Annotated in this window: 21 protein-coding genes; 3 read left to right on the forward strand and 18 right to left on the reverse strand. The window is 69.0% G+C overall.

Going from position 1 to position 24,365, the window contains the following annotated elements; all coding sequences use genetic code 11:
* Nucleotide 1 precedes the first annotated feature (1 nt).
* The 10 genes from rplW to ACZ7OH_RS10265 all read right to left on the reverse strand — a co-directional run bounded on the left by rplW (nt 2) and on the right by ACZ7OH_RS10265 (nt 7,950).
* Nucleotides 2-313 carry a 50S ribosomal protein L23 gene (rplW, locus tag ACZ7OH_RS10220; protein WP_003102087.1) on the reverse strand — a complete coding sequence of 104 codons (312 nt, stop codon included), beginning with the start codon at nt 311-313 and terminating at the stop codon, nt 2-4.
* On the reverse strand, nt 310-999 hold the full coding sequence (gene rplD / locus ACZ7OH_RS10225; RefSeq protein WP_086675503.1) for a 50S ribosomal protein L4: 690 nt from the start codon (nt 997-999) through the stop codon (nt 310-312). Before rplD ends, rplW begins: the two co-directional genes overlap by 4 nt.
* Nucleotides 996-1,652, reverse strand: a complete 657-nt coding sequence (gene rplC / locus ACZ7OH_RS10230) for a 50S ribosomal protein L3 (RefSeq protein ID WP_086675504.1) — start codon at nt 1,650-1,652, stop codon at nt 996-998. Before rplC ends, rplD begins: the two co-directional genes overlap by 4 nt.
* A gap of 31 nt (nt 1,653-1,683) precedes the next feature.
* The gene (gene rpsJ, locus ACZ7OH_RS10235) at nt 1,684-1,989 is read right to left on the reverse strand and encodes a 30S ribosomal protein S10 (protein WP_003102098.1); all 306 of its coding nucleotides are present in this window, start codon (nt 1,987-1,989) and stop codon (nt 1,684-1,686) included.
* A gap of 394 nt (nt 1,990-2,383) precedes the next feature.
* Nucleotides 2,384-3,577, reverse strand: coding sequence for an elongation factor Tu (gene tuf, locus ACZ7OH_RS10240; protein WP_470280533.1), 1,194 nt, complete (start codon nt 3,575-3,577; stop codon nt 2,384-2,386).
* Between the two features lie 131 nt (nt 3,578-3,708).
* A complete protein-coding gene (fusA, locus tag ACZ7OH_RS10245) occupies nt 3,709-5,808 on the reverse strand; it encodes an elongation factor G (RefSeq protein WP_470280534.1) in 2,100 nt (699 codons plus the stop codon).
* Between the two features lie 63 nt (nt 5,809-5,871).
* Nucleotides 5,872-6,342, reverse strand: coding sequence for a 30S ribosomal protein S7 (gene rpsG, locus ACZ7OH_RS10250; protein ID WP_003102106.1), 471 nt, complete (start codon nt 6,340-6,342; stop codon nt 5,872-5,874).
* Entirely contained in the window at nt 6,342-6,716 is a 375-nt protein-coding gene (rpsL, locus tag ACZ7OH_RS10255) for a 30S ribosomal protein S12 (RefSeq protein WP_003102113.1), read from the reverse strand. Before rpsL ends, rpsG begins: the two co-directional genes overlap by 1 nt.
* Before the next feature lie 693 nt (nt 6,717-7,409).
* Complete coding sequence (locus tag ACZ7OH_RS10260; protein ID WP_086675507.1) at nt 7,410-7,565, reverse strand: hypothetical protein; 156 nt, start codon at nt 7,563-7,565, stop codon at nt 7,410-7,412.
* Nucleotides 7,566-7,728: 163 nt separating this feature from the next.
* Complete coding sequence (locus ACZ7OH_RS10265; RefSeq protein WP_470280535.1) at nt 7,729-7,950, reverse strand: hypothetical protein; 222 nt, start codon at nt 7,948-7,950, stop codon at nt 7,729-7,731.
* A gap of 58 nt (nt 7,951-8,008) precedes the next feature.
* Between ACZ7OH_RS10265 and ACZ7OH_RS10270 the strand changes: the two genes are divergently transcribed.
* A complete protein-coding gene (locus ACZ7OH_RS10270) occupies nt 8,009-8,488 on the forward strand; it encodes a GNAT family N-acetyltransferase (protein ID WP_470280536.1) in 480 nt (159 codons plus the stop codon).
* A gap of 39 nt (nt 8,489-8,527) precedes the next feature.
* Here ACZ7OH_RS10270 and ACZ7OH_RS10275 read toward each other — a convergent pair whose 3' ends face one another.
* From ACZ7OH_RS10275 to ACZ7OH_RS10300, 6 genes are all read right to left on the reverse strand, one after another.
* The gene (locus tag ACZ7OH_RS10275) at nt 8,528-8,746 is read right to left on the reverse strand and encodes a hypothetical protein (protein ID WP_400900746.1); all 219 of its coding nucleotides are present in this window, start codon (nt 8,744-8,746) and stop codon (nt 8,528-8,530) included.
* Nucleotides 8,747-8,760: 14 nt separating this feature from the next.
* The gene (locus ACZ7OH_RS10280) at nt 8,761-8,967 is read right to left on the reverse strand and encodes a hypothetical protein (protein WP_470280537.1); all 207 of its coding nucleotides are present in this window, start codon (nt 8,965-8,967) and stop codon (nt 8,761-8,763) included.
* Nucleotides 8,968-8,993: 26 nt separating this feature from the next.
* Nucleotides 8,994-10,676, reverse strand: coding sequence for a hypothetical protein (locus tag ACZ7OH_RS10285; RefSeq protein ID WP_470280538.1), 1,683 nt, complete (start codon nt 10,674-10,676; stop codon nt 8,994-8,996).
* A gap of 54 nt (nt 10,677-10,730) precedes the next feature.
* The gene (locus tag ACZ7OH_RS10290; RefSeq protein WP_470280539.1) at nt 10,731-12,578 is read right to left on the reverse strand and encodes a hypothetical protein; all 1,848 of its coding nucleotides are present in this window, start codon (nt 12,576-12,578) and stop codon (nt 10,731-10,733) included.
* A 310-nt stretch (nt 12,579-12,888) separates the two neighbouring features.
* Nucleotides 12,889-13,530, reverse strand: coding sequence for a zinc ribbon domain-containing protein (locus ACZ7OH_RS10295; RefSeq protein ID WP_470280540.1), 642 nt, complete (start codon nt 13,528-13,530; stop codon nt 12,889-12,891).
* Nucleotides 13,531-13,625: 95 nt separating this feature from the next.
* Entirely contained in the window at nt 13,626-14,795 is a 1,170-nt protein-coding gene (locus ACZ7OH_RS10300) for an MFS transporter (protein WP_470280541.1), read from the reverse strand.
* A gap of 95 nt (nt 14,796-14,890) precedes the next feature.
* Between ACZ7OH_RS10300 and ACZ7OH_RS10305 the strand changes: the two genes are divergently transcribed.
* Both ACZ7OH_RS10305 and ACZ7OH_RS10310 read left to right on the forward strand, forming a co-directional pair.
* A complete protein-coding gene (locus ACZ7OH_RS10305; protein ID WP_400900758.1) occupies nt 14,891-15,391 on the forward strand; it encodes an Lrp/AsnC family transcriptional regulator in 501 nt (166 codons plus the stop codon).
* A gap of 47 nt (nt 15,392-15,438) precedes the next feature.
* Nucleotides 15,439-16,215, forward strand: a complete 777-nt coding sequence (locus ACZ7OH_RS10310; protein ID WP_470280542.1) for a M15 family metallopeptidase — start codon at nt 15,439-15,441, stop codon at nt 16,213-16,215.
* A gap of 61 nt (nt 16,216-16,276) precedes the next feature.
* Here the strand turns inward: ACZ7OH_RS10310 and ACZ7OH_RS10315 are convergent, their stop codons facing one another.
* Together ACZ7OH_RS10315 and rpoB are read right to left on the reverse strand one after the other, a co-directional pair.
* Nucleotides 16,277-20,188 carry a DNA-directed RNA polymerase subunit beta' gene (locus tag ACZ7OH_RS10315; RefSeq protein WP_470280543.1) on the reverse strand — a complete coding sequence of 1,304 codons (3,912 nt, stop codon included), beginning with the start codon at nt 20,186-20,188 and terminating at the stop codon, nt 16,277-16,279.
* 93 nt (nt 20,189-20,281) lie between these two features.
* Nucleotides 20,282-23,785 (reverse strand): DNA-directed RNA polymerase subunit beta, encoded by a 3,504-nt coding sequence (gene rpoB, locus ACZ7OH_RS10320; protein ID WP_470280544.1) that lies wholly within the window; start codon nt 23,783-23,785, stop codon nt 20,282-20,284.
* Between the last annotated feature and the right edge of the window lie 580 nt (nt 23,786-24,365).

Genomic DNA, 24,365 nt, shown 5'->3' on the forward strand with positions numbered 1-24,365 from the left:
TTTACGCGGTGGGTCCGCCGAAGATCTCGATCGCCTTGCTTTCGGGCGAAAGAGTCACGATGGCGCGCTTGGTGTCCTTGCGCTTGCCGAAGCCCGCGCGAGTCCGCTTCCGCTTGCCCTGGCGGTTGGCCGTGTTGACGCTGACCACCTTGACGCCGAACACCTTCTCGACCGCGATCTTGATCTGGGTCTTGTTGGCGTCCGGGCGGACGATGAACGTGTACTTGTGGTCCTCGAGCAGCCCGTAGGACTTCTCGGAGATGACCGGCGCGAGCAGGATGTCGCGGGGGTCCGGAATGGCGACCGAACTCACTTCTCGTCACTCCCTTCCGTGACCTCGCCCGACCGCGCGGAAGCCTTGACGGTCTTACCGCGGACGGGGCCGGCGACGAACGCGTCGTACGCGGCCTTGGTGAACACGACGTCGTCGTTGACCAGAACGTCGTAGGTGTTGAGCTGGTCCGCCCAGAGGATGTGCACCTCGGGCAGGTTCCGCAGGGAAACCCAGCTCAGCTCGTCGGCCCGGTCCAGCACCACGAGCACGCGCTTCGCGGCCGTGACGGCGGCGAGGGCGGTCTTGGCGGCCTTGGTCGACGGCTTCTCACCGGTCACCAGCTCGGTGACGACGTGCAGCTGGCCGGCGCGCGCCCGGTCGGAGAGGGCGCCACGCAGGGCGGCGGCCTTCATCTTCTTCGGGGTGCGCTGCGAGTAGTCACGCGGCGTGGGGCCGTGGACGACGCCACCGCCGACGAACTGCGGCGCGCGGGTCGAACCCTGGCGGGCACGGCCGGTGCCCTTCTGCCGGTACGGCTTCTTGCCGCCACCGGAGACCTCACCACGGGTCTTCGTGTCGTGCGTGCCCTGGCGCGCGGCGGCCTGCTGGGCCACCACCACCTGGTGCATCAGCGCGACATTGGCCTGCACGTCGAAGATCTCCTCGGGGAGGTCCACGGTGCCGTCGGCTTTACCGGCCGGGGTCTTCAGCTCGACGCTTGTCATTCGGAGTTACCACCCTTCGCGGCGCTGCGCACGAACAGCAGGCCGCCCTTGGGACCGGGCACGGCGCCCTTGATCAGCAGCAGGCCGTCCTCGGCACGCACGGCGTGCACGGTCAGGTTCTGCGTGGTGACCCGGTCGTTGCCCATCCGGCCCGCCATGCGCAGGCCCTTGAAGACGCGGCCGGGGGTGGCGCAGCCACCGATCGAACCCGGCTTGCGGTGCACGGCCTGGGCACCGTGGCTCGCGCCTTGGCCCTTGAAGCCGTGGCGCTTCATGACACCGGCGTAGCCCTTGCCCTTGCTGGTACCGGTCACGTCGACCTCGACGCCGGCGGCGAACACCTCGGCGGTGATCTCCTGGCCGACCTCGTAGGTCTCGGCGTCAGTGGTACGCAGCTCCGCGAGGAAGCGCCGCGGGGTCACGCCCGCCTTGTCGTAGTGGCCGGTGCGCGGCTTGTTCACCTTGCGCGGGTCGACCGCGCCGAACGCCAGCTGCACGGCCTTGTAGCCGTCCTTCTCCTGGGTCCGAACCTGGGTGACCACGTTCGGACCGGCCTTCACGACGGTGACCGGGACAACCCGGTTCTGCTCGTCGAAGACCTGGGTCATGCCGAGCTTGGTGCCCAGGATGCCCTTCATCTGCCTGTCAGACATGAGTCTCTTATCTCCGCCGCTCGCCCAACGCTTACTGGATGTTGACGTCGACGCTCGCCGGCAGGTCGATGCGCATGAGCGCGTCGACCGTCTTCGGCGTCGGGTCGAGGATGTCGATCAGACGCTTGTGCGTGCGCATCTCGAAGTGCTCGCGCGAGTCCTTGTACTTGTGCGGCGAGCGGATGACGCAGTAAACGTTCTTCTCGGTGGGCAGCGGCACCGGCCCGACGACCCGGGCGCCGGTGCGCGTGACCGTCTCCACGATCTTGCGCGCCGAGGTGTCGATCGCCTCGTGGTCGTAGGCCTTGAGCCGGATGCGGATCTTCTGTCCCGCCATGGTGGCTGCTCGTTCCTTGTCGTCTCGTGCCGCTATCTCACAAACCCCGCCGGGTGTTCCCACCCTGAGCCTGGGTTTCCGCAGTTCAACGGCCCTGTCCCCGGTCCACGCGGTCGGGCGTGTCGCGCCCGACGCACAGACGGATCCCGCGGGATCGTCGTCTTGCCTGGTCTTCCTCAACGTGAGGAGGCTATGAGCCGGCTGACCGTCTCACTGCCTTTGCCCGCTCGCCTGCAACCCGAAGGAAGAGCTCGGCGGACCGTGGCCACTCGCACCGAGGCGGCCGGACCCTCGCAAGGATCGGCCGCCCCAGGACGAGCAACCTGAATAGTGTCGCACACGTGATTTGACGCCCCTGACCCGGGGGTGTATTACCCCCGGGCGGGGCGCCGAATCACTTGATGATCTTGGTGACCTGACCCGCACCGACGGTGCGGCCGCCCTCGCGGATCGCGAAGCGCAGGTTCTCGTCCATGGCGACCGGCTGGATCAGCTGCACCGAGATGTCGGTGTTGTCGCCCGGCATGACCATCTCGGTGCCCTCGGGGAGGGTCACGACGCCGGTCACGTCGGTGGTGCGGAAGTAGAACTGCGGGCGGTAGTTGTTGAAGAACGGGGTGTGACGGCCACCCTCGTCCTTCGACAGGATGTAGACCCGGCCCTCGAAGTCGGTGTGCGGGGTGGTGGTACCCGGCTTCACGACGACCTGGCCGCGCTCGACGTCCTCGCGCTTGATGCCGCGGAGCAGGAGGCCGACGTTGTCGCCCGCCTGGCCCGAGTCGAGCAGCTTGCGGAACATCTCGACACCGGTGACAGTCGTCTTCTGCGACTTCTCCTTGATGCCGACGATCTCGACCTCTTCGTTCACGTTGACCACGCCACGCTCGACGCGGCCGGTGACGACGGTGCCGCGACCGGTGATGGTGAAGACGTCCTCGATCGGCATGAGGAACGGCTTGTCGAGCTCACGCACCGGGTCCGGCACGTTGTCGTCGACGGCGGTCATCAGCTCGAGAACGGCTTCGCCCCACTTCTCGTCGCCCTCGAGGGCCTTGAGGCCCGAGACGCGCACGACCGGAGCGTCGTCGCCCGGGAACTCCTGCGAAGACAGCAGCTCGCGGACCTCCAGCTCGACGAGCTCGAGGATCTCCTCGTCGTCGACCATGTCGGCCTTGTTCAGCGCGACCACGATGTAGGGCACGCCGACCTGGCGGGCGAGCAGCACGTGCTCACGGGTCTGCGGCATCGGGCCGTCGGTCGCGGCCACGACCAGGATCGCGCCGTCCATCTGGGCGGCACCGGTGATCATGTTCTTGATGTAGTCCGCGTGACCGGGGGCGTCGACGTGCGCGTAGTGACGCTTCTCGGTCTGGTACTCGACGTGCGAGATGTTGATCGTGATACCGCGCTGGCGCTCTTCGGGCGCGTTGTCGATCTGGTCGAACGCACGCGACTCGTTGAGCTCGGGGTACTTGTCGTGCAGAACCTTGGTGATCGCCGCGGTCAGCGTGGTCTTGCCGTGGTCGACGTGACCGATGGTCCCGATGTTGACGTGCGGCTTGCTCCGCTCGAACTTCGCCTTCGCCACTGGAATGTCCTCCTGGACTGGTTTCGCTTTGTGCTCGGAGGGCAGCGTGGCTGCTGCCCTCCGAATGTTCCTTCGTCGGTGCTAGCGGACGTTCAGGAGAGTCCCTTAATGCCCGCGCGCGGTGAGGGGTTTTACTCCCCCGTCGCCTTCGCGATGATTTCCTTCGCGACGTTCGCGGGAACCTCGGCGTAGGAGTCGAACACCATGGAGTAGTTCGCCCGGCCTTGCGTGCGGGACCGGAGGTCACCGACGTAGCCGAACATCTCCGACAGCGGGACCAGCGCCTTCACGACGCGGGTACCCGACCGCTCCTCCATGGCCTGGATCTGACCACGGCGGGAGTTGAGGTCACCGATGACGTCACCCATGTAGTCCTCGGGCGTGGTCACCTCGACCGCCATCATCGGCTCCAGGATCACCGGGCCGGCCTTCTTCGCGGCTTCCTTCATCGCCATGGAACCGGCGATCTTGAACGCCATCTCCGAAGAGTCGACCTCGTGGTAAGCACCGTCCAACAGGGTGAACTTCAACCCGACGAGCGGGTAGCCGGCCAGGACGCCGTACTGCATCGCGTCCTGCGCGCCCGCGTCGACCGACGGGATGTACTCCCGCGGCACGCGACCACCGGTCACCTTGTTGTCGAACTCGTAGAGCGCGCCGTCGGTGCGCTCGAGCGGCTCCAGCTTCACGATGACCTTCGCGAACTGGCCGGAACCACCGGTCTGCTTCTTGTGGACGTAGTCGAGCTTGTCCACCGTCTTCTTGATCGTCTCGCGGTAGGCGACCTGCGGCTTGCCGATGTTCGCCTCGACCTTGTAGTCGGACTTCATCCGGTTCACCAGCACCTCGAGGTGCAGCTCGCCCATGCCCGCGATGATCGTCTGGCCGGTGTCCTCGTCCAGCTTGACCTGGAACGTCGGGTCCTCTTCGGCCAGCTTCTGGATCGCCAGGGACAGCTTCTCCTGGTCGGCCTTCGTCTTCGGCTCGATCGCGACCCGGATGACCGGCTCGGGGAACGTCATCGACTCCAGCACGATCGGGTTCTGCGGGTCCGCCAGGGTGTCACCCGTGGTGGTGTCCTTCAGCCCGATGACCGCGTAGATGTGGCCGACCTGGGCGTCGTCGACCGGGTTCTCCTTGTTGGAGTGCATCTGGAAGATCTTCCCGATGCGCTCCTTGCGCTCCTTGGTCGCGTTGATGACCTGCGCCCCGGCGGCGACCTTGCCCGAGTACACCCGGATGTAGGTCAGCTTGCCGAAGAACGGGTGCGCGGCGATCTTGAACGCGAGCGCGGAGAACGGCTCGTCGACCGAAGCGGTGCGCGTGGCCGGGGTCTCCCCGTCGGTCAGCGTGCCCTCGACCGGCGGCATGTCCAGCGGCGACGGCAGGTAGTCGATGACCGCGTCGAGCATGGGCTGGACGCCCTTGTTCTTGAACGCGGAACCGGCCAGCACCGGGAAGACGTCCCGCGTGATGGTGAGCTTGCGGATGCCGGACTTGATCTCGGCCTCCGTCAGCTCCTCACCCTCGAGGAACTTCTCCATCAGCGCGTCGTCCGCCTCGGCGACGGTCTCGACGAGCTTCTCGCGGTACTCCGCAGCCTTCTCGGCCAGCTCGGCCGGGATCTCCTCGACGGAGTAGTCCTCGCCCTTCTGGACCTCGCCGCGCCAGGTCAGCGCCTTCATGCGGACCAGGTCGACGACGCCTTCGAAGTCGTTCTCGGCGCCGATCGGGAGCTGGATGACCAGCGGCCGGACGCCGAGGCGCTCGACGATGGTCTTCACGGTGTAGTAGAAGTCCGCGCCCAGCTTGTCCATCTTGTTGACGAAGCAGATGCGCGGGACGTCGTACTTGTCCGCCTGCCGCCAGACCTGCTCGGACTGCGGCTCGACGCCTTCCTTGCCGTCGAAGACGGCGACCGCACCGTCGAGCACCCGCAGGTTCCGCTCCACCTCGACGGTGAAGTCGACGTGCCCGGGGGTGTCGATGATGTTGATCTGGTGGTCGTCCCAGAAGGTGGTGGTCGCAGCCGAGGTGATGGTGATACCCCGCTTCTGCTCCTCCTCCATCCAGTCCATGGTGGCGGCGCCGTCGTGGACTTCACCGATCTTGTAGTTGACCCCGGTGTAGAACAGGATCCGCTCGGTGGTGGTCGTCTTGCCGGCGTCGATGTGGGCCATGATGCCGATGTTGCGGACCTTGTTCAGGTCGGTCAGCACTTCACGTGCCACGAGAGTGTTCCCCTGTTCTCAAGCTTGGGGCCCGGCATGGCTTGGTCGACAGCCGGGCGGTCATCACCAGCGGTAGTGCGCGAAGGCCCGGTTGGACTCGGCCATCTTGTGCGTGTCCTCGCGACGCTTCACGGAGGCCCCGAGGCCGTTCGACGCGTCCAGGAGCTCGTTCTGCAGGCGCTCGATCATCGTCTTCTCGCGGCGGGCCTGCGAGAAGGAGACCAGCCAGCGCAGCGCCAGGGTCGTCGAGCGACCCGGCTTGACCTCGATCGGCACCTGGTAGGTGGCGCCACCGACGCGGCGGCTCTTCACCTCGATGGTGGGCTTCACGTTGTCGAGAGCGCGCTTCAGCGTGACGACCGGGTCGGTGCCCGTCTTCTCGCGAGCGCCTTCGAGCGCGCCGTACACGATGCGCTCGGCCAGGGACCGCTTCCCGTCCTTCAGCACCTTGTTCACCAGCTGGGTGACCAGCGGGGAGGCGTAGACGGGGTCGGAGATCAGCGGCCGCTTCGGGGCCGGACCCTTGCGGGGCATTAGCTCTTCTCCTTCTTCGCGCCGTACCGGCTGCGCGCCTGCTTGCGGTTCTTGACACCCTGCGTGTCGAGCGAACCGCGGATGATCTTGTAACGGACACCCGGAAGGTCCTTCACACGACCACCGCGCACGAGCACCATCGAGTGCTCCTGCAGGTTGTGGCCCTCACCGGGGATGTAGGCGGTGACCTCGATGCCGCTGGTCAGCTTCACACGCGCGACCTTGCGCAGCGCCGAGTTCGGCTTCTTGGGGGTCGTGGTGTACACGCGAGTGCACACGCCACGCCGCTGCGGGCTCCCCTTGAGGGCCGCGGTCTTCTGCTTGGCAGCCTTGTCCTGGCGGCCCTTGCGGACCAGCTGCTGGATCGTGGGCAATGGACCAGCTTCCTGTCGTGATCTGCTTCTTCGTGTCTTCACCGGCCCCCGCGGTCGGGCGTGTCGGCCCGCGTCACGGTCTCTCGACCGGTAACTTCCCGGAGGGATTTTCCGTCGGAACTCCGACCTGCCGAAGCCGGTGACCGGGTGCCTGAGCACCCCGCCCATGCGCACGGCACGCGGAGCGGCCCGACGCCTGCCGGGCACGGTCTCCAAAGATACCCGCCCGGGTCCGGACGGAACGCGGCGGGGGGTCTGAAGGTCGGCGAACCTCCAGCCTACCTCCCGGCACCGCCCGGCCGGGGGATGTTCCGGAGTCCGGTCGCGGTGGCGTGGTTTCCCCGCCCGCCAGGGCCGGTTCCCCCGGGTTTCCGACGCCGGGTGCGCCCGGCACGGACTCCCCCGCACCGATTGCAACACCGCCGGCCTCGGGAATGTTCCGCGGCCGGCCGGCTGCCACGAACGACTCGTCCGCGGCGCCGGAGGTCCCGGATGAGTCGTTCGCGACGGTGGATCCCGGCGTGCGCGACCTGCCGGGCAGCCCTCCAGCTCATCCGGCGTGGCAGGCCCGCCTCAGCGGCCCCGGCTGCCCCGGCTTGGCAGGCCCGGCCCGGCAGGCCCGGCTCGCCGGCGCGTCAGCCGCGCTCCGTGGGCCTGGACCGGGCCCGGCTGGGCGAGCCCGGCTCCCCCGACTCAGTCCTCGTCGGGCTTCGCGTGGTCCGGCTTGCCCGGGTTCGGGTCGCGCGAGAGGTCGATGAGCGGGTGCACCCCGGCCCCCTCCGGCGCCGCGTGGCTGCCCGTCGACTTCGGTTCTTCGTCGGGCCGGCCGGCCCCTTCGCTGCTGCTCATCACGCACTCCTAGCGCTGTTCCCCTGCTTCCCCTTGCGGCCGCAACCTACCCATTACCCGACCGGGTGACGCAGTGGGATCGGATCCGGCGTTCCGTACGTCACACCGTCGCCGAGCGGCCACGATGGGTGGCGGGCAGCAGTGCCCGCGACCCTGTGAACCGTCAGCGGCGGCGCGTCGTGAGGTGCGTCAAGGCCGCCGACAGCGCGAACACCAGCCCCAGCCCGACGATGTAAGGGCCGGCCAGCAGGGCGAACCCCGCGCCGATGTTGGCGTCGGCCGGCTCGGACGCCTGGAACCCGATCGCGCCCACCGACAGCAGGATCGCGCCCACCGTGATCAGCAGGACGGCCACCACCGTCAGGCGCTTCGTGACAGTCGTCATGCGCCCATCGTGCCCGGGGGCCGCCGAATTCGCTGGACAGCGAGCCCAGGATGAGGACGTGAACTGGACGATCACCCAGATCGACGTCGCCCACCCGGACGCCGTCGCGATCATGCGTGAGTACATGGACGAAGTCGCTTCGCGCTACTACGGACGCCAGGTCACCGAAGCCGAGATCGACCAGGGCGTCGCCGACGAGCCCGGCACCGACCTGATGGCCCCGACCGGCGCCTTCCTCGTCGGACGGCGGGACGGCGTCGTCGCGGGCTGCGCCGGCACCCGGGTCGTCGCGCCGGGGATCAGCGAGCTGACCAAGGTCTTCGTGAAGCACGCCCACCGCGGCAGCGGCGGCGCCCCCGCGCTGGTGACGGCCGCCGAGGACGCGGCGCGGCGGCTCGGGTCGCGGCTCATGCGGCTCGACACGCGCCACGACCTCGTCGAAGCCCGCGCGCTGTACGCGAAGCTCGGGTACGCCGAGGTCGAGCCGTTCAACGACGACAAGTTCGCCGAGCACTGGTTCGAGAAGGCCCTCGGCTGACGCAGGCGGCCCCTCGGGGGCGAGGGGCCGCCGTCGCCGTCAGAAGGAGGGCAGGAGCTTGCCCGGCACGCCGTTGACCGACTGGATCAGGCCGAGCACCGGGACGCCGAGCGGCGCGAACGTCCAGATGTTGTTCAGGCCACTGGTGTCCGGCTCGTCGACCACGACGACACCGGGGCCGTCGGCGGCCAGCGCCGGCGTCGCCGCGCCGAACAGGGCCGCACCGGCGAGGACCGCGACAGCGAGGGTCTTCTTCATGGGTTGTCTGCCTTTCAGGAAACAGCGGTGATCAGGTCGAAGACGGGCGCGAGCAGGCCGACCGGCTGGCCGACCGGCCCGAGCACGCTGCCGAGGTCGACGCCGGGCACGAGCCAGACGGAACCGTCGGTCGGGTCGGCGGACGCCACCCCCGCGGCCAGGCCGGTGAACGCCGTCGCCGCGGCCAGCGGCAGCAGCACGCGGGCAGCAAGACGCTTCATGCGTTTTCCTTTCCTCTCAAGGGTTTTCAGCGGAGAACCGACGTGATCGGCACGATGGTTCCGTCGGGCACCCACTGGCCCGCGTAGTCGCGGTCCATCACCATTCCGGTGGCGTGGGGTTCGGTGGGGTACATCGGCATGGCGTTGACCTGGGCGGCGGCGAAGATCTGCACGTCCCCCGCGGCCCGGTCGGCGCCGAGCCAGGTCCGGAAGCCGCCGAGCGTCGGGCTTTCGCCGCCGAAGCGGTCGCCGACCGCCACGGCGTACCCGACCGCGGTCGCCTCCCGCGGGTCGAACCGCAGCGGCAGCGACGCGCTCGCGACGGCGTTGACGATCGGCCCGTTCAGCAGCCACGGCGCCAGGTAGAGCCCGTACTGGTGGGTGGGTTCGAGGCGCTGCAGCTCGGCGGCCCGCGTCATCGCGGTGTAGCCAGCCGCCCAGCCGGAGACGACGACCAGCGCGGTGTCGGGCCCGGCGTCCGGCCGCACGGCCAGCCCGGTCCGCGCCGCGGTTTCGCGCACCAGCTTCGCCGCCGCGACCCCGCGCGGCGAGTCGTCTTCGACGAGCGTGAGCGCGGCCGGCTTCCGCCCGGCCAGGAACTCGACGAGCTTGACCAGCGCGCCGCTGTCGTCCAGCGTCAGCGCGTCGGACGGGCACGCGCTCAGCACGTCGGCGCGGCCGGCGACCAAGCCGCCGAGCGCCGCGGACGCGCATTCCGGCGCGTCCGCCTCGGCGATCGCCGGGCCGGGGGCGGTCCCCGCGTCGACCTCGACGACCGTCGTCGCGTCGCCGCGGCGGATCTCCAGGTCGCTGCGGCCGGGCGGTAAGTCGACATCGGCCCACGTGCCCTCGGCGCCGGGCCGCGCGACGGCCTTCGTGATCAGCCCGCCGCGGACTCCCGCCGAGAGGTCGTCGCCCGCGCTCGCCGGGAAGTGGACGACGTTGCGGCCCGGCCGCTGCGGGCTGACGAGCACCGGGAACCCGGCCTCGTCGGCGAGCAGCGGCACGCCCGGCACGGGCAGCGGCGGCGGCGCGGGGATCGCGCCGAGCGCGCTCCACGCGACGAACCCGAGCGCGACACCGAGCACGCCGAACCGGTAAGCACGCTCGCGCAGGACCGCCGCGAGCCCGGTGACGACCAGCGGGACGACCACGACAGCGACCACCGCGAGCCCGAAGACCGTCGTGTAGAGCCGCCGGTCGAAGCCGAGGCCGGACAGGCCGAACCGGACCGCGCCGGCTAGGACCAGCAGGCCGCCGAGAGTGAGCGCGAGGGGCCCGGGCCGGACGGCCGCCGTCGTCACCGGCCCGAGCAGCGCGAAGCCGAACCACACGGCCGCCCCGGCGACGAACACGGTGTCGATCGCGAACTCGATGCCGGTGCCGCCGAGCGACGTCTCCAGCACGACGAGCGCCAGCAGCGCGGCCGACGTCCAGCGGGTGGCCCGCGGGAGGACCGGCACCGCCACCGCGAGCACGACGTGGATCGCCAGCGCGACCACGTTGACGTCGGCGACGAAGGCCGACACGACGGCGAGCAGCGCCGAGACCCCGCCGAGGACGTACAGCGTGCGGCGAGCCGGCACCGGCCCCCGCACCAGGCCGCCACCGGCGAGGAACGCCGTGGACAGCAGCAGGGCCAGCCGGAGCACCAGCGCCAAGACGTCCACAGTGGACGAACCGGTGGGCGCGGAGTGGTCGTGTTCCATCGGGACCTTCCGGGGAGAGGCGGGCGGGGTCGCGGACGGCCCCGCCCGCGTCGGCTACTTGACGTTCGCGTCGGCGACCACGAACAGCTCGGAGTGCGGCTTGGCGTTGCCGAAGTCCCCGTGCGGCCACGACTTGCGGTTGAAGTTGATGCCGACCTGGCCGGTGAACTCGTCCCGGAAGTTCGAGTCGACCGACACCTTCCCGTCCGGGCCGAGGTTCAGCAGGTTGACCTTGTGGTCACCGTCCAAACCGGACCGCGCGACGAAGTAGTTCGAGACCGCGAGGTGCTGCGGCGACGTCGTTTCGTGGTAGAAGCCGTCGTCGCCGAGCGCGAAGTTGTCGTAGGCGCCCCAGTGCGGGCCCGCGCCCGGCGTGCCGGGGTTGATCGGGGCCGCGCCGACGACGGTCGGCAGGTCGCCGCCCCCGCCCTGCTGCGCCTTCGCCTTCGTGTCGACCCGGCCTTCGATGTCCTCGATCCGGTCGCCGGCGTTGACCAGCTTCTGGATGTCGAGGACGTAGACGCCGCCGGTGGTGCCGGGGTCGTCGGCCGAGAGCGTGCCCTTCTGCCGCCCGACGATCGCGCGGTAGAGGTACTTGTCGTCCGGGCTCGTCTGGATCCAGCCGCCGTTGGAGCTGGCGCCGTTCGAGTCGTTGTTCGCGTAGATGGACTTGTTCGCGGCGCCGTCGTCGAACACCTCGATCCAGTGCGGCTCCTTCGCGGTGATGTCCGGCGTGTAGAACACCGCGCCGCCCTGCATGGTCTGGGCGAACGCGCCCTTGTGGCCCGGCAGGTTGGTCACCGTGGTCTCCATGACCGCGCGGCTCTCGGCGTGCAGCGGGTCGGCCGGATCGGCGCGCGGGCCGTCCTGCAGGTACGACACCGACTTCAGCTTCGGGTGGTTGCGGTCGGAGATGTCCCAGGTCCGCACGGTCGGCCGGCGCAGGTACGGCGACGGCTGCTTCACCGGGTCGAGGATGATGTTGCGCGGCTCGGCGTAGTCGCTCGTGACGAGCGTGTTCAGGTCCTCGCGAGCCTGGACGCCGTGCGGGTTGGCGCAGGTCGGCGTGCCCAGCTGCGGCAGGTTGTCGCAGAGCTTCTTGTTGTCGCCCTGCGGGGTCGCCGCCGGGGACTCCGAGAGCACCTGCGCGTTCTGTCCGAAGTGGACGACCTCGCCGGGGCTGCCCGCGAAGCCGTTGCCGATCTGGGTGGAGCCGTCGGCGTAGGTGTGCGGCCCGGGCACGACCGGGCCGCCCATGTACGTGCCGTACGCGGTGCCGTCCTTGAGCACCCAGTAGGCGTCGGGGACGCTGCCGCCGAGCGTGTTCGTCGGCAGGCTGACGCCCTTGAGCTTCAGCTGCGGCAGCGCGCTGACGTCGAAGGCGTACGTCGCCGCGGCGAACAGCGCGCCCGCGTAGATCGTGTCGCCCTTGTGCCACACGTACTGCATGTGGTGCGGCTCGTTTTCGACCAACGGGCCGACGGTCGCGGTGTTGACGACCTTGCCGTACGTCGGCGAGCCTTGCGTCGCGTCGATGACGGCGAGGAAGTCCGGCCCGGGCAAGGCGTTCTTGATCTTGTTGAGGCCGCCGCCGAGCGTGCCCGGCAGGTTCTTGACGTCCTTGACGAGCGTGTCGGCGATGTTTTCGTCACCGGCCCAGACGAGCAGCCACTTCTTCGGCGTCGCGCTCTCCGAACGCGCGAGATCGTTGGACACCAGGTGGTTCTGCACCCAGTACTGCTTGCCGTCGGACGCGGTCTTCGCGTCGGTGATCGTCTGGACGTCGGCGTAGGCGCCGGTGGACGAGCCGGTGTACGTGACCGCGCCGGCCGCGAGGGCTAATGCAGCGGCGCCGGTCACCACCTTTCGCCACCGGCCCGGGCGCGACGGAGTTGATCGCATGGTTCTCCCTGTTCTTCATCACGGACGGAAACCGTTGGGACACAACGGAAAGCTGACGTCAGCGGACCCGGGCGGAATAGTCGCGCCAAGCGGACGAAGCGTCCAGCCGTGATCAAAGAATGAGATACCCACCGATCGGGTCAATTTCCCACGGCGTGGGCCGAGTTGACGCGATCTGTTGCGCCGAATGGGTGAGCACGGCGCTTAGTCCAACCGGCGGTGTCACGGTTGGTCACAACGGCGCAGCCCCGGCGCCTGAACGCCGGGGCTGCGAGTTACGTATTCGTTATGAAGTGCCGGGAACTCCCGGTCAGAGTTTGGTGCCGCAGTCCGAGCAGAACAACGCGCCCGGCTTGTTGGCCTCACTCCCGCAGCCGCCGCAGGCGACCTTGAGCGCCAGCGACGTGCCGCAGGAAGCGCAGAACTTCCCGCCGTCGGCCTTCAGGCCGCAGCCGGGGCAGGTGACCTTGGCGCGGGTGTCGATGTCCAGCCCGGACGTCCAGTCCTTGTCGCGGGCCTTGTCCCAGATCTGGTCGCGCTGCGCCGACGCCTGCGCGCGCGAGATCTCCTCGGCGACGCTCGGCGAGCAGCGCAGGCACTGGCCGATCTCCTCGTTCCAGCACTGGTCCTGGCACATCCAGTCGCCGCAACCGCGGCACTGGCGGAAGCTCGGGGTGATCTCCTTGACCGCGGCGGCCAGCGCCCGGTCCTTGGCGGGCGAGTTGGTCGCGCGGTCGTAGCGCCACTGGTCGGCCGAGTTGCTCAGGTCCCGCAGCGTCCCGCCGAAGAACGACCCGACCGTGCGAAGCACGCTTCGCCCGGTCTCCATGTTGTCGCGCTGGAAGGCGGAACGGAAACCGTTGCCGCAGCGTTCACAGCGGAACTCGAACTGGTACCCCTGCGTGTTGGAGAGGTCCGAGAAGTTGTCCGTGAAGGGCACAGAGTCAGCCACGGCCCATCTTCGCCAGCCCTCGGCGGCCACCGGGACGAGAATTTTGCCTACAACCGCCCGGCTACGGTCCGTCGACCTGGGAAGATCACCGGATGTCACGGCCGGCGGGGAACCAGCAACACCAGCGGGAGCAGGGCCAGCACCCCGCCGACGACCGCGACGAGCGCGTACCCGCCACCGGCGAACAGCTGTCCGGAGCCCAGCCCGGCCAGCGCGGACGCCGACCAGACGACCGCGTCGACGGTCCCCTGCACCCGGCTGCGCGTCGCGGGCGCGAGGTCGCGGCTCAGCTGCGCGCTGCCGCCGACGAACACCAGGTTCCAGCCGTACCCGAGCAGGAACAACGCCACCGGCAGGCCGGACGCGTGCGCGGTCGGGGCCGCGAGCGCGGTCGCCGTCGAAAGCGCGAGCACGCCCAGGCCCGCGTTGACGGTGACGCGCGGGCCCCAGCGGTCGGCGATCCGGCCGGACAGCGGCGCCAGCGCGAACATGCCGAACAGGTGCGCGCTCAGCACCCAGCCGACGACGTCGAGCCCGTGCCCGTGGTTCTGCAGCTGCAACGGCGTCATCGTCATGACCGCGACCATCGTGAGCTGCGCGGCGACCATCGCGACCAGCGGCCTCGCGACGCCGGTCACCCGCACCGGGGCGCTCACCGGCGCTTCTCGCGGGAGCGGGACGTGCCGCGGGAGGAACGCCGCCGCCAGGGCGGCCCCGGCCATGGCGAGCACCGCGACGGCGACCGGCCCGGACAGCGCCGGCCAGCCGAAGCCGGTCACGACGTCCGCCGCCGGGGCCATCAGCGCCGGCCCGGCGAGCGCGCCGACGGTCCCCGCCCAGACGACGTTCGAGAGCGCGCGGCCCCGGCGTTCCTCGGGGTAGAGGTCCGCGGCCAGGTAGCGCGACAGCTGCGCGCCGCCGTTGCCGAGGCCGACCAGCAGGATGCCCAGCAGGAGCGGCACGAGCGACGTCGTCAGCGCGCCGGCGAACGCGACCAGCGCGCCCGCCGCGGCGACGGCGTACCCGGCGGTCAGCACGCGCCGGCGGCCGTGGCCCGGCAGCAGCAGACCCGCGCCCAGCGCGCCGGCGGCCGTGCCGAGCACGTTCGCGACGCTCGGCAAGCCGCTCCAGCCCGGCCCGCTGCCCGCGGCGACGATCAGCGTCGCCGCCGTGCTCAACCCGACCGTCGCGGTGTTGAGCAGCGCGACGCCGGCGAACAGCGCTCCCACGGACCGGGCCCGGCCGGTCGTCGTCAAAGTCCCCATGACCAGCAACTTTAGGAACTTCCGGCGCGCGATCGAAGGGGCGGTGAACGGCAAATCCGTGGCCACGGCCGCGGTTCGGAAGGAAAATGGGGCCCATGACCTTCCGTTCGGAAAAGCCGCTGGACGACGTCGACTGGCGGCTGCTGGACCTGCTGCAGGCCGACGGCCGGCTGTCGTTCAAGGAACTGGGCCGCCGCATCAACCTGTCGGCGCCGGCGGTGGCCGAGCGGGTGCGGCGGCTGGAGGAGACCGGGGTGATCACCGGCTACCGCGCGCAGGTCGACGCGCGGCGCGCGGGCCAGCCGCTGCAGGCGTTCGTCGAGATGCGCTGCGCGCTGAGCAGCTGCCTGCTGAAGACGTCGAAGTCCGAGGACTACCCGGAGGTCGTGGAGATCCACCGCCTGTCCGGCGACCACTGCACGATGCTGAAGATCCGGACGGCGTCGCTCGAGCACTTCGAGGGCCTGCTGGAGCGGCTGGGCAAGCACGGCGAGCTGCGGTCGTCGGTGGTGCTGTCGACGCAGTTCGAGGGCCGGCCGGTGCAGCCGCCATCCGACGACTTCCTTCGGGCGACGACGTCGGAGGGCTGGTCCTGACCGGTTGGCGGCGGATCGCCGGGGTGCCGAGCTGGTAGAGGAGAGGGATGCCGATCTTCCGCGTTTTCGCCGTCGCCCTCGCCGCCTTGGCCGGGGTCGCCGTCCCCGCTCCGGCGTCGGCCGCCGCCCCGGCTTCGGAGTTCGTGGCGCTGTCCGACGTCGCGCCATCGATCCTGCAGGACATCCGGTACGCGACTCGGCACAACTTCGTCGGGCAGCGGATCGACGGGTACCTCGAGCCGACCTGCATCCTGACCCGCCAGGCGGCGTCGGGATTGCGGCAGGTCCAGGCGCGGGTGCTCCGGCAGGGCTACACGCTCAAGGTATACGACTGCTACCGCCCGCAGCGCGCGGTCGACCACTTCGTGCGGTGGGCGAAGGACCTCGCCGACGAGAAGATGAAGGCGGAGTTCTACCCGAACGTCGCCAAAGACCGGCTGTTCGAAGACGGCTACATCGCCGAGAAGTCCGGACACAGCCGCGGCAGCACAATGGACCTCACGCTGGTGAAGCTCCCGCCGCGCCACCAGCGGCCGTACATTCCCGGCGAGCCGCTGAAGCCGTGCTTCGCACCGCGGGACCAGCGGTTCCCGGACAACACGGTCGACATGGGCACGGGCTACGACTGCTTCGACCCGCTGGCCCACACCGACAAACCGGCGATCACGGGAGTAGCGCGGACGAACCGCGACCTCCTGCGCAACGCCATGACGGCGGCGGGCTTCCGGAACCTGCCCGAGGAGTGGTGGCACTACACGCTGAACGGCGAGCCGTTCCCGGACACGTACTTCGACTTCCCGGTGTCCCGCTGCAACCTCCGCTGAACGCGGAAAGGGGAAAGGCCCCCGCCGGAAACCCGGCGAGGGCCTTTCTCGTGACTCAGCTTCAGCGGAAGTCGCGGCCGAAGTCGTAGTCGTCCAGCGGGACCGCCGCACCGGTGCCCGTACCGAACACGTCCGGGGTGTAGTAGCCGTCGTCGTAGGACGGGATCGCGTACGCCGCGACCCGGGCCTCTTCCGTCGGCTGCACCTGGATGTTGCGGTACTTGTTGATGCCCGTACCGGCCGGGATCAGCTTACCGATGATCACGTTCTCCTTGAGGCCCACGAGCTTGTCCGAGCGGCCGTTGATCGCCGCGTCGGTCAGGACTCGCGTGGTCTCCTGGAACGACGCCGCCGACAGCCACGAATCCGTGGTGAGCGACGCCTTCGTGATCCCCATCAGCACCGGACGGCCCGAAGCCGGCTCGCCGCCCTCGGCGACCGCGGCCCGGTTCGTCGCCTCGAACTTGGTCCGCTCGGGCAGCTCGCCCGGCAGGAAGTCCGTGGAACCGGAGTCGATGATCGTCACCCGGCGCAGCATCTGCCGGACGATGACCTCGATGTGCTTGTCGTGGATCGACACACCCTGCGCCCGGTACACCTTCTGGACCTCGTCCGTCAGGTGCATCTGCGCCTCGCGCGGCCCCATGACCCGCAGGACCTCGTGCGGGTCCGGCGTGCCCTCGAGCAGCTGCTGGCCGACGTTGACGTGGTCGCCGTCGCCCAGCGGGCCGTTCGGGGTGTTCGCGAGCCGCTGACGCTTGGACAGCTTGTCGAAGACGATCTCTTCGCCGCCGTCGTCCGGGATCAGCGTGATCTTCCAGAACCGCTCGCTCTCCTCGATGCGCACGCGGCCATCGACGTCGGCGATCGGCGCCTTGCCCTTCGGGACACGAGCCTCGAAGAGCTCCTGGACACGGGGCAGACCGGTCGTGATGTCGTCACCGGCGACACCACCCTGGTGGAACGTACGCATCGTCAGCTGCGTGCCCGGCTCACCGATCGACTGGGCCGCGACGATACCCACGGCCTCGCCGACGTCGACGAGCAGACCGGTCGCCATCGAGCGGCCGTAGCAGGTCGCGCAGATGCCGACGACCGACTCGCAGGTGAGCACCGAGCGGACCTTGACCTTCGAGATGCCGCTGGAGAGCAGCTTGTCGATGGCCGGGTCGCCGATGTCGTCGCCCGCGTTCAGCACGACGTTGCCCTTGGCGTCCACCGCGTCCGTCGCGAGGTTCCGCGCGTAGACCGAGGTCTCGACGTGCTGGTCGCGCAGGACCTTGCCGTCGCCGATGTCCTCGCCGATCGGCATCATGATGCCGCGGGTGGTGCCGCAGTCGGTCTCGCGGACGATGACGTCCTGCGAGACGTCCACCAGACGCCGGGTCAGGTAACCCGAGTCGGCGGTCCGCAGCGCCGTGTCCGCCAGGCCCTTCCGGGCACCGTGCGTCGCGATGAAGTACTCCGCCACCGACAGGCCCTCACGGAAGTTGGCCTTGATCGGACGCGGGATGTACTCACCCTTCGGGTTGGACACCAGGCCACGCATACCGGCCAGAGACCGGACCTGCGTCATGTTGCCCGCCGCGCCCGACTTCACGATCACGGCGATCGGGTTGTCGTCCGGCAGCGCCGTCTCCATGATCTTGTGGACCTCTTCGGTGGCCTGCGTCCACACCTTGACGAGCTCGTTGTTGCGCTCGGTGTGCGACAGCTGACCACGCTGGTAGCGCTTCTCCACCTGGGAGGCCTTGCCCTCGTACTCGTCGAGGATGGCGGCCTTGCCTACCGGGGTGAGCACGTCCGAGATGGCGACGGTGACGCCCGAGCGGGTCGCCCAGTAGAACCCGGCGTCCTTCAGGCGGTCCAGGGTCTGCGCGACCTGGGTCATCGAGTACCGCTCGGCGAGGTCGTTCACGATCGCGGCCTGACGCTTCTTCGGCATCGGCTCGTTGATGAACGGGTAGTCCGCCGGCAGCAGCTCGTTGAACAGCACGCGGCCCAGGGTCGTCTCGGCCAGCCACGCCTTGCCCGGCTCCCAGCCCTTCTCCGCCAGCGCCGCTTCGTCGGCCTTCGCCGGCTGACGGTCGGTGATGCGGATCTTGACCGGGGCGTGCAGGCTCAGCGCCTTGCGGTCGAAGGCCATGATGGCCTCGGCCGGCGACGAGTACGCGTTGCCCGCGCCCTCGGCGTCCTCGGTCAGGCGGGTCAGGTGGAACAGGCCCGTGACCATGTCCAGCCGCGGCATGGCGAGCGGACGGCCCGACGCCGGCGACAGGATGTTGTTCGCCGACAGCATCAGGATCCGGGCCTCGGCCTGCGCCTCGGCCGACAGCGGCAGGTGCACCGCCATCTGGTCACCGTCGAAGTCCGCGTTGAACGCCTCGCAGACCAGCGGGTGCAGCTGGATGGCCTTGCCCTCGACCAGCTGCGGCTCGAAGGCCTGGATGCCGAGGCGGTGCAGCGTCGGCGCGCGGTTCAGCATCACCGGGTGGCCGGTGATGACCTCTTCCAGCACGTCCCACACCTGCGGCCGCGAGCGCTCCACCATCCGCTTGGCGGACTTGATGTTCTGCGCGTGGTTCAGGTCGACCAGCCGCTTCATGACGAACGGCTTGAACAGCTCGAGCGCCATGTCCTTCGGCAGACCGCACTGGTGCAGCTTCAGCTGCGGGCCGACGATGATGACCGAACGGCCCGAGTAGTCGACGCGCTTGCCGAGCAGGTTCTGGCGGAACCGGCCCTGCTTGCCCTTGAGGAGGTCGGACAGCGACTTCAGCGGCCGGTTGCCCGGGCCGGTGACCGGACGCCCGCGGCGGCCGTTGTCGAACAGCGCGTCGACGGCCTCCTGCAGCATCCGCTTCTCGTTGTTGACGATGATCTCGGGCGCGCCGAGGTCGATCAGCCGCTTGAGGCGGTTGTTCCGGTTGATCACGCGGCGGTACAGGTCGTTCAGGTCCGACGTCGCGAACCGGCCACCGTCGAGCTGCACCATCGGGCGCAGGTCCGGCGGGATGACCGGGACGGCGTCGAGCACCATGCCGCGCGGGTCGTTGCCGGTGGCCTGGAACGCCGCGACGACCTTGAGCCGCTTCAGCGCGCGGAGCTTCTTCTGCCCCTTGCCGTTGCGGATCGTGTCGCGCAGGCTCTCGGCCTCCGCGGCGACGTCGAACTCGGTGGCCAGCTTCTGGATGGCCTCCGCGCCCATGCCGCCGGTGAAGTACTCGCCGTAGCGGTCGACGAGCTCGCGGTAGAGCAGCTCGTCGGCGATCAGCTGGCGGGTGTCGAGCTTCGTGAAGGTTGTCCAGACCTCCTCGAGGCGGTCCAGCTCGCGACCGGCGCGGTCACGCAGCTGGCGCATCTCGCGCTCGCCGCCCTCCTTGACCTTGCGGCGGACGTCGGACTTGGCGCCCTCCGCCTCCAGCTCGGCCAGGTCGGCTTCCAGCTTCTGCGCGCGAGCCTCGATGTCCGCGTCACGCTTGGTCTCGAGGTTCTTGCGCTCGACGCCGATCTCGTTCTCGAGGGTCGGCAGGTCGTTGTGGCGCAGCTCCGTGTTCACGCCCGTGATGACGTAAGCAGCGAAGTAGATGATCTTCTCGAGGTCCTTCGGCGCCAGGTCCAGCAGGTAGCCGAGGCGCGAGGGAACACCCTTGAAGTACCAGATGTGGGTGACCGGGGCGGCCAGCTCGATGTGGCCCATCCGCTCGCGGCGCACCTTGGCGCGGGTCACCTCGACGCCGCAGCGCTCACAGATGATGCCCTTGAAGCGGACGCGCTTGTACTTGCCGCAGTAGCACTCCCAGTCCCGGGTCGGACCGAAGATCTTCTCGCAGAAGAGGCCGTCCTTCTCGGGCTTGAGCGTCCGGTAGTTGATGGTCTCCGGCTTCTTGACCTCGCCGTACGACCACTGACGGATGTCGTCGGCCGTGGCGAGACCAATGCGGAGCTCATCGAAAAAGTTGACGTCCAGCACGTCTAGATCCCCTTGGGGTTGTTTCGGCTAGAGAGGGGGGCGGGCGAGCGAGGGGGCCCTGCGGGAGGCCGGTCCCCCTCGCTCAGCTCGCGATCAGTGCACGACGTCGTCCACCGAGGGCGACTCGTTGCGGGACAGGTTGATGCCGAGGTTGGCCGCGGCGCGCTCGAGGTCCTCGTCGTCGGAGTCGCGCATCTCGATCGCCGCGCCGTCGCTGGAGAGCACCTCGACGTTGAGGCACAGCGACTGGAGCTCCTTGAGGAGCACCTTGAACGACTCCGGGATGCCCGGCTCGGGGATGTTCTCCCCCTTGACGATGGCCTCGTACACCTTGACGCGGCCGACCACGTCGTCCGACTTGATCGTCAGCAGCTCCTGCAGCGTGTAGGCGGCGCCGTACGCCTGCATCGCCCAGCACTCCATCTCACCGAAGCGCTGGCCACCGAACTGCGCCTTACCACCCAGCGGCTGCTGCGTGATCATCGAGTACGGGCCGGTGGAGCGGGCGTGGATCTTGTCGTCGACCAGGTGGTGCAGCTTCAGGATGTACATGTAGCCGACCGCGACCGGGTACGGGTACGGCTCGCCGGAGCGGCCGTCGAACAGCGTGGCCTTGCCGTTCTCCTTGACCATGCGCTCACCGTCGCGGTTCGGCTTGGTCGCGCTGAGCAGCCCGGTGAGCTCCTGTTCCTTCGCGCCGTCGAACACCGGGGTGGCGGTGTTCGTGCCGGGCGCGACGTCGTAGAGCTCCGGCGACAGGTTCTTCGCCCAGTCCGGGTCGCCCTCGATCGTCCAGCCCTGCGAGGCCAGCCAGCCCAGGTGCAGCTCGAGGATCTGGCCGATGTTCATCCGTCGCGGCACACCGTGCGTGTTCAGGATGATGTCGACCGGGGTGCCGTCCTCCATGAACGGCATGTCCTCGACCGGCAGGATCTTGCCGATGACACCCTTGTTGCCGTGCCGGCCGGCGAGCTTGTCGCCCGGCTGGATCTTGCGCTTCTGGGCCACGTAGACGCGGACCAGCTCGTTGACGCCCGGGGGCAGCTCGTCGTCGTCCTCGCGCGAGAACACGCGGATGCCGATGACCTTGCCGGTCTCGCCGTGCGGCACCTTCAGCGAGGTGTCGCGGACTTCGCGGGCCTTCTCGCCGAAGATCGCGCGGAGCAGGCGCTCTTCCGGCGTCAGCTCGGTCTCGCCCTTCGGCGTGACCTTGCCGACCAGGATGTCGCCGTCGCGGACCTCGGCACCGATGCGGATGATGCCGCGCTCGTCGAGGTCGGCCAGGACCTCCTCGGAGACGTTCGGGATGTCCCGGGTGATCTCCTCGGCGCCCAGCTTGGTGTCGCGGGCGTCGATCTCGTGCTCCTCGATGTGGATCGACGTCAAGACGTCGTCCTGCACCAGGCGCTCGGAGAGGATGATCGCGTCCTCGTAGTTGTGGCCCTCCCACGGCATGACCGCGACGAGCAGGTTCTTGCCGAGCGCCATCTCACCGTTCTCGGTGGACGGGCCGTCGGCGATGACCTGACCCTGCTCGACCCGGTCGCCCTCGTTGACGATCGGGCGGTGGTTGAAGCAGGTGCCGTGGTTCGAGCGACGGAACTTGTACAGCCCGTAGCTCTTCCGCGTGCCGTCGTCGTGCATGATCGTGATCAGGTCCGCCGAGAGCTCCTCGACGATGCCGGCCTGCTCGGCGACGAGCACGTCACCGGCGTCGACCGCGGCGCGCAGCTCCACGCCCGTGCCCACGTACGGGGCCTGGTTGCGCAGCAGCGGCACGGCCTGGCGCTGCATGTTCGCACCCATCAGGGCGCGGTTCGCGTCGTCGTGCTCGAGGAACGGGATCATCGCCGTCGCGACCGAGACCATCTGCCGCGGCGAGACGTCCATGTAGTCGATGTCGAGCGGGTCGATCAGCTCGACCTCGCCGCCCTTGCGGCGGGCCATGACCCGGTCTTCGACGAAGGTGCCGTCGTCCGAGATCGGCGCGTTGGCCTGGGCCTTGACGTACCGGTCCTCTTCGTCCGCGGTCAGGTAGTCGACCTGGTCGGTGACCCGGCCCTCGACGACCTTGCGGTACGGCGTCTCGATGAAGCCGAACGGGTTGACCCGCGCGTAGGAGCAGAGCGAGCCGATCAGGCCGATGTTCGGGCCTTCCGGCGTCTCGATCGGGCACATCCGGCCGTAGTGCGACGGGTGGACGTCCCGGACCTCCATGCCGGCGCGCTCACGGGACAGACCACCCGGGCCGAGGGCCGACAGACGACGCTTGTGCGTCAGGCCCGACAGCGGGTTGTTCTGGTCCATGAACTGCGACAGCTGCGAGGTGCCGAAGAACTCCTTGATCGCCGCGCCGATCGGGCGGATGTTGATCAGGGTCTGCGGCGTGATCGCCTCGACGTCCTGCGTGGTCATGCGCTCGCGCACGACGCGCTCGGTGCGGGAGAGGCCGACCCGGATCTGGTTCTGGATCAGCTCGCCGACCGTGCGCAGGCGCCGGTTGCCGAAGTGGTCGATGTCGTCGGTCTCGACCGGGATCTCGGTGCCGTTCTGCGCGTCCATCTTGTCCTCGCCGGCGTGCAGCCGGACCAGGTACTCGATGGTCGTGACGATGTCCTCTTCGGTCAGCGTCCCGGTGTCGTACGGCGTCTCGAGGCCCAGCTTCTTGTTGACCTTGTACCGGCCGACCTTGGCCAGGTCGTAGCGCTTCGCCTTGAAGAACAGGTTCTCCAGCAGGGTCTGCGCGCTCTCCTTCGTGGGCGGCTCGCCCGGGCGCAGCTTGCGGTAGATGTCGAGCAGCGCCTCGTCGGTGCCGGCGGTGTGGTCCTTCTCGAGGGTCGCCAGCAGCGTCTCCGAGAAGGAGAAGCGCTCGCGGATCGCCTCGGTGGTCCAGCCCAGCGCCTTCAGCAGCACGGTGACCGGCTGGCGGCGCTTGCGGTCGATGCGGACGCCGACGGTGTCGCGCTTGTCGACGTCGAACTCGAGCCACGCGCCGCGGCTCGGGATCACGCGGACGCTGAAGACGTCCTTGTCGGTCGTCTTGTCGACGTCCTTCGAGTAGTAGACGCCCGGCGAGCGGACCAGCTGGGACACGACGACACGCTCGGTGCCGTTGATGATGAACGTGCCCTTGTCGGTCATGACCGGGAAGTCGCCCAGGAAGACCGTCTGGCTCTTGATCTCGCCGGTGTTGTTGTTGACGAACTCGGCCGTGACGAACAGCGGCGCGGCGTACGTCATGTCCTTGTCCTTGCACTCCTCGATCGAGGCCTTGACCTCGTCGAACCGCGGAGCGGAGAAGGACAGGGACATCGAACCGGAGAAGTCCTCGATCGGGGAGATCTCGTTCAGGACCTCTTCGAGGCCGCCGACCGGGTTTTCTTCACCTTCTTCGACACGGCGTTCGAACCACGCTTCGTCCCCGGTGAACCACTGGAACGACTGGATCTGGACGTCGAGCAGGTTGGGGGTGTTCAGGGGTTCGCGAATCTTTGCGAAGGAAACCCGCTTGGGCGCGCCGGGGATTCCCGTGGACTCCGAGCGAGATTCAGCCGAGGTGGTCGCAGCAGTGGCCTGGTTCGCGGGAGAGACTGCCAAGATGCGTCCTTCCGGGGACAATGAGCGGTGACGGCCGCCATAGCAACAGCTATGAGCGACTGTCAAGGGTGCCGTGTGCCCACTATCCTAACTACCGGCTCCGGGCAGCCTGAAAGAGGGCAGCGCAAAGAGGCAGTCTAGCCCGAACGGCGCGGTCTGTCCAGGGGGCGCTCCCGATGGGGCCCAGCCTGCCTCGCGACGTCTTCAGGTATGCCTCCAGGCGAGCCGGTTGTCCCTCCCGCAAGGGCCGCCGGTTTCGCCGTCGGGAGTAAGCGTGAACCCACCGGGCCCGAGAGTCAAGATGCCACACGGGGGTCCCGCCGGTTGGCGCAGCGTTGGAGAAGGTCAGCGGAGCGTGAGCGGCCGAATAGTCTTCCAGCTACCGGCTGGTAGCGCCAGTAATAGGGGCCGGACCTGGGGGTTTCCCGCGTACCGGGGCACTGCGGAGCTGTGTTCCAGGCCACTTCGGACGGGACCGGTTCCGCCGCCGGCGGCGTGTCGCGGGCGATTCGGGTGATCGGCCCGGAGCCGGTTTCCAGGGGGTGCCGGACGTCTCAGGCGTCACACGTGTCCCGTGCCC

It is taken from the genome of Amycolatopsis sp. NPDC114478 (genome assembly GCF_055633805.1).